This window comes from Rhodococcus sp. IEGM 1379 (genome assembly GCF_030056815.1).
In the GTDB taxonomy this organism is placed as follows: domain Bacteria; phylum Actinomycetota; class Actinomycetes; order Mycobacteriales; family Mycobacteriaceae; genus Rhodococcus_F.
In genome coordinates, this window is sequence record NZ_JASHKR010000141.1 from 1 (window position 1) to 6,357 (window position 6,357).

Below are 6,357 nucleotides of genomic sequence, written 5' to 3' on the forward strand. Positions count from 1 at the left end.
GGTCAGTCGAATTCCACGACTCGAGAACCAACTCCCGCTCACCCGAAACGAACACGTCAACCGCACCGACCGGAGTACTCACGTCGCCGGCGATGGTCTCGAGAATCCGGACCAGGCGTTCGGCAAGCGTTGTCATCGTCGCGCGGTCGAAGATTCCCGGCTGATAGCGCAGACTCAACCGCAGGCTGGGTTCGAGGATCGACAGCAACGTGATCGGGTAGTGCGTGGCGTCGCGGGCATCAAGGCCGGTTACCCGCATACCTTCGATGTCGGCGTTCTCATCCAACCCGGATTTGTCGACAGGGTACGACTCGAACACGGACAGTGTGTCGAAGAGGTTGCCCAAACCCGCGCGCGATTGCACCTCGCCGAGGCTGACCTCGTGATGGTCGAGGAGTACCGTTTGTTCGCCCTGCAGTCGGGTAAGCAGCTGCGCAAGCGTCTCCTCCGGATCAATCCGCACGCGCACCGGCAACGTGTTGATGAAGAGCCCCATCATGTTCTCGACACCGGGCAGTTGCGGCGGGCGACCCGCGACGGTGGTACCGAATATGACATCGTCACGAGAGAGTAAGCGGGACAACAGCACTCCCCACGCTGCCTGAACCACCGTGTTCATCGTGATCCCGCCGCTGCGAACAACTCCAGCGAGCGCGTCATTCACGGCATCCGGCAGCACGATATCAACGTCGTCGGGCACACCGTAGGCTGCGGCAGAGCCCGGTGGTGCCAGCAACGTCGGCTCCTCGAAGCCGTCGAGAGCAGCGTCCCAAGCTCTCGCCGTCACTTCGCGGTCACGCTTCGCCAACCATTCCAGATACGTTCGGTACGAGGGCGGATTCGGCAGACCGGCCGGAATTCCGTCGGCGGCGTAGCGCGTCAACAACTCCCGTACCAGCAACGGCATCGACCAGCCGTCCAAGATGATGTGGTGATTCGTAATCGCCAAGACGAACTGCTCTGGTGCGGTTCGGACGAGTGTCAGTCGCAGTAAAGGCGGCGCTGCGAGATCGAACCGCTCGCGGCGATCGTCATCGAGGAGTCGTGACAGTTCCATCTCGATGTCAGTCCCGCCGGCGCTGAGATCCACCTCCCGCCACGGCACCTCCACGTCATCGACAACCACTTGGGCGGGCACCCCGTCCGCGTCATAGACAAACGCGGTTCGCAGATTCGGATGCCGGGCCAGCAGCCCAGCCACCGCAGTCCGGAGACGCCCGGCGTCAATTCTGCCCTCGAGATTGATGCGCAACTGCGCGGTGTACACGTCCACCGTGGATGCGGCCAGCGCAGCATGAAAGAGCAACCCGGACTGCAGAGGAGACAGCGACCACACATCTCGCAACGCCGGGAATTGCCCCTCCCATCTCTCGATCTGTTGCTGACTCACCGTCACCAGCGGAATGTCGGACGGCGTCAGTCCGCCCGCATCCGGCCGTGACGTGTAAGCAGCGAGCCCGCCCAAAGCACGGCGCCACAAGTCCGCGAACTCCGTAATCTCAGCTTCGGTGAGCACTCCTCGCGGGAACGCAAACGACGCTTGGAGACCGGGCCCGTCCGGCCTGTCGTCGACGAAGGCGTTGATATCGATCACCGAAGCGACCGGCATTTCGGGATTTTGGGTTCCGCCGAGCTCACGGCTACCCGTCACCGGCAGCCAGTCCTGAGTCCCGTCAGAACTGGAGACTCGCCCGAGATAGTTGAAACTGACTTGCGGAGAACGGAACCGAGATAGCGAGTCTGACGACTCACGATCGAGATAGCGCAATAGTCCGAAGCCGATTCCGTGATCTGGGATCGCAAGCAACTGCTCCTTGACTGCTTTGATCGCCTGCCCTGCCGCGCTACCTCCCGCCATGGCGTCGTCGATATCGATTCCTGTCAGATCCAACCGCGCCGGATACAGAGTGGTGAACCACCCGACAGTGCGAGACAAGTCTGCGCCGTCGACGACCTTCTCCTCGCGGCCGTGCCCTTCGAGGTTGATCAAGGCGTCCTCAACCTCGCCGCCCTGGCGTCGTCGCCAGGTAATCAGTGCCATCGCCAGGGCCGTGAGCAGGCCGTCGCCCACCGTTCCGTGAACAGCTTCCGGAAGTGCGGTCAGCAGAGGGCTGGTCACGCTCGACGAGACTTCGACGCTCACGGTATCGACGGTTGAATCGACATCCGTGACGGGATCCATTGGGCGCGAACCGATCAGCGGATCACGACCGCCCAAGATCTTCTCCCACAGTTCCAGTTCAGGGGAACGTTGCTGCGCGGCATCGAGCAGACCATGGGTCCACCGCCGCATCGACGTTCCGACTGGCGGCAGCGTCGGAGCTACACCACTCTGAATGTGACTGCAGGCCAAGGCAAGATCGGAGATGAGAATGCGCCAGGAAACACCGTCGACCACCAGGTGGTTCACGACCACTAGGAGTCGTCCGCTTTCGTTCGGGACATCGAACCAGACCACGCGCACCAAGTCGGCAGTGGCTGGATTCAAATCGTCTGCCGCAGCGGCGAGTTCGGTTTCCGCGAGTGCGACAAAATCGTCTCCCTCCACCGTAGCGACCGGCACCCGCCGGACCAGTGCCTCCGCTGACGTCGTACCCGTCGGCAGTACTTCCATACCTCTCGGCATGTCCGGGAGAAGGCGCGCACGGAGCATGTCGTGCCGGTCCAGCACCGCCCCGATTGCTCGAAGAAGGACGTCAGAGGTGATTCCGACTGGGGCTGTCAGTAACAGTGACTGTGAGAACCTGTCGACATGTCCCCCACTACGTTCGAGCATCCATCGCGAGACGGGTGTCAGCGGCAGGGGTCCGACCCCGCCGCCCGGCAACTCATCGAGGGTAACCGTGCGGTCATGATCGAATCGCGCTACCTCGGCAAGTCCCGCGACAGTTCGCCTGTCGAATACATCTCGGGGAGAGAGGATAACGCCGGAGTCTCTGGCGCGGGCCACCAACTGTATCGACATGATGCTGTCGCCGCCGAGAGCGAAGAAGGAGTCGTCCACCCCCACCGTATCCAGGCGAAGGACGTCCTTGTACAGTCCGGCAAGTACTTCCTCGGTCTCGGTTCTCGGTGGCCGATTCGTAGACACCACCGTAGCGAAGTCCGGCGCCGGAAGTGCTGAGCGGTTGAGCTTTCCGTGCACCGTCAAGGGAATCGCGTCGAGTACCACCAATGCTGCCGGCACCATGTACGACGCCAATCGTCCACCGACAAAGTCCAGAACGGCTTTCGAATCGATCGTTACGCCGGGTTCGGGCACCAGGTAACCGATCAGTCGATCGCCACTGCTGGACCCGGTCACACCGCTGTCGCCGTTCCACACCTGTGTCACGGCCTGGGCTACCTCGTCGTGTGCGAGCAGTGCCGACTCGACCTCGCCCCGTTCGATCCGGAATCCGCGGATCTTCACCTGGGAGTCGGTCCGTCCGAGATACTCCAACTGTTGATCGGCGGTCCACCGCACCCGATCGCCGGTTCGATACATCCGACTTCCTGCCGGCCCGAAGGGATTGGCGACAAAGTGTTCGGCGGTCAGCGGGAACCTCTGATGATAACCACGAGCGAGGGCCGGACCGGCAAGGTATAACTCGCCGGTGACACCCGCCGGCACCGGTTGCAACCGCGAATCCAGCACTGCCTCACTGAACCCGAGAGTGGGCGCGCCGATGGTGACTTTCGCCGCCGGCACCAGTTGGCCACTGATACTGGAGACGACCGTCGCTTCGGTTGGCCCGTACGCGTTGAACATTCGCCGGCCTGGCGCCCACTGGGCGACCAACTCGGGAGGGCAGGCCTCGCCGCCGGTGACTACACATTCGAGGGCCGGGAGACCGACAGAATCAACCGACGCGAGCGCCGCCGGAGTGACAAAGCAATGGGTGACCTGCTGTGATTCCAGTAGATCAGCCAACTCGGCACCGCCGTACACGGACGGCGGAGCGATCACCATCGTGGCGCCCGCACCGATCGCCAGTAGGAACTCGAGAACCGACGCATCGAAGCTCGGCGATGCAAAGTGCAGTGTTCTGGAGCTGACTGAAGTCGCAAACCTTGCCTGTTCTTGGGCAGCGAAATTGGACAGACCGCGGTGCGTGGTAACCACGCCTTTGGGTGTTCCCGTCGATCCGGACGTGTAGATCAGGTAGGCCGGATTGTCGATCAGGATCGGCGACGTCCGCTCGTCATCGCTGAGCGCTGCCGACGAATACCTCGCGAGCTTGTCTTCACAGTCCAGTCCGCCCAGCACGATCCATGCCGCAGTGTCGGGAAGTGCCGCCCGTTGCGCCGACGTCGTCACACCCCAGACTGCTCCGGAGTCCGTGAGCATGTATTCGATCCGCCCGGCCGGATGATTCGGATCCACGGGAAGAAACGCCGCCCCGGATTTGGCCACTGCCCAGACTGCAAGAACGGCGTCGACGGAACGCGGTATACACACCGCTACCACGGTCTCGGGGCCGGCGCCGCGCTCGATAAACATACGGGCCAACTGATTCGAACGCTCGTCGAGTTCGCCGTAGCAAACCTCCCGCCCTTCGAAGACGAGCGCCACGGCATCCGGATCGTGTGCGGTTGCTTCTGCCAACAGTTCCGGCAGCGTCCTCGGTGTTAGTGCCTCACCGCCCGTTGCCGGAGCGAGTTCAGCGCGCTCGGAGATGTCCAGGATATCGATGTCGCCGACTCGGACATTAGCGCTCTCGGTAACCGCCTCGAGGATGCACTGGAATCGCCTCGCGAACCCGGAAACTGTTTCCTCATCGAAAAGGTCAGTTGCATAACCGAATTCCGCCGTGATTCCAGTTGGATTCCCGTCGGCGTCGACGTTCTCGGAGACTGTCAACTGGAGGTCGAAGTTGGTGGTGTCGATCGGAGCATCAAGACTCCGGATCTGCAGTCCAGGCAGTTTCAGCGTGGGGCGCTCGATGTCCTGGAACTCCAGCATCACTTGGAAAAGCGGCGAGTACGCGGTGGACCGGGACGGGTTCAGAATCTCTACGACCCGTTCGAACGGGACTTCCGCATGGGTGAAGGCACCCAGATCGCCTTCCCGAACCATCCCGAGTACATCGGAAAATGTGGCGTCGCCAGTGATGCGTGTGCGCAAGACAAGTGTGTTGACGAACATGCCCACAACGTCGTCTAGTTCCCTCTCACCGCGTCCGGCGATCGGCGTCCCGACCGTGATGTCGTCGCCACCGCTCAGCCGTGCGAGCAGAATCGCCAGTACTGCATGCACAGTCATGAAGACCGTTGCGTTGTGATTCCGTGCCAGCGCCACCACACCGGCGTGGACCTCTTCACCGATGTCAAATTCGAGATGGTCCGCTTGGAGTGATCGGACAGCCGGGCGGGGGCGGTCAGTGGGTATCTCCAGCACTTCCGGCAGGTCTGACAGTGTGGCGGCCCAGTAGGCCAACTGTCGCGAAATCGACGAATCCTCATCGGATTCCGAACCCAGCCACTCCCGCTGCCACAGCGTGTAGTCGGCGTATTGCACGTCGAGCGGTGCCCAATCCGGTTCCGAACGGTTCAGTCGCGATGCATACGCGGTCATGACATCTCGCGCTAAAGGTGCCATCGAAAAACCGTCGGACGCGATGTGATGCACGACGACAGCCAGCGAGTGCGCATCCTCGTCGAGTCGGAACAGGCTCGCCCGCAACGGGATCTGCGCCGTCACGTCAAATCCTGCAGACAACACACGCTGACACAGTTCGCGGAGTTCGGCGTCACCCGACACGACGATCGGATCAAGGTCGAGTATGACGCTTGTCGGCGGCAAGATCACCTGCTGCGGCCCGTCATCAGCAAGCGGGAAGATGGTGCGCAGCGTCTCATGTCGCGCTATGATGTCCGCGAATGCCTGACGTAGCGCGCTCACGTCAAGCCGCCCTTCGAGGCTCAACACAAACGCGACGTTGTACGCCGACGACGACGTATCGAACTGATTGACAAACCACAGACGCCGCTGAGCCAGCGACACGGGGACTTTCGTTGAACCTTCCCGCGGCTTCAAGGGCGGGCGGGATTCCAAACCGTCCTCCGATTGCGCCAGCACCGCCAGACCGGCGACGGTGGGGGCGTCGAAGACGTCACGAACGCTGATCCGTTCTCCGACTGCCGCATTGACCCGCGCAACCAGCCGCGTAGCAATCAGGGAGTTCCCACCGAGAGCGAAGAAGTTGTCGTCGACTCCCACTCTGACGATTCCGAGTAGGTCGGCCACAACGGACGCCACTATCTGTTCGATCGGGTTGCGTGGAGCTGCAAATTTTGCGGCATCGGTACTGAAGCCAGTATCCGGTAGTGCTTTTCGGTCCAACTTCCCATTCACCGTCACCGGCAACCCCGACA

At 62.0% G+C, this 6,357-nt stretch carries 1 protein-coding gene; it reads right to left on the reverse strand.

The window, feature by feature from the left end; genetic code table 11:
• A partial coding sequence (locus tag QM600_RS28570) for a non-ribosomal peptide synthetase (RefSeq protein WP_283265114.1) occupies positions 1-6,357 on the reverse strand: 6,357 nt, incomplete at both ends.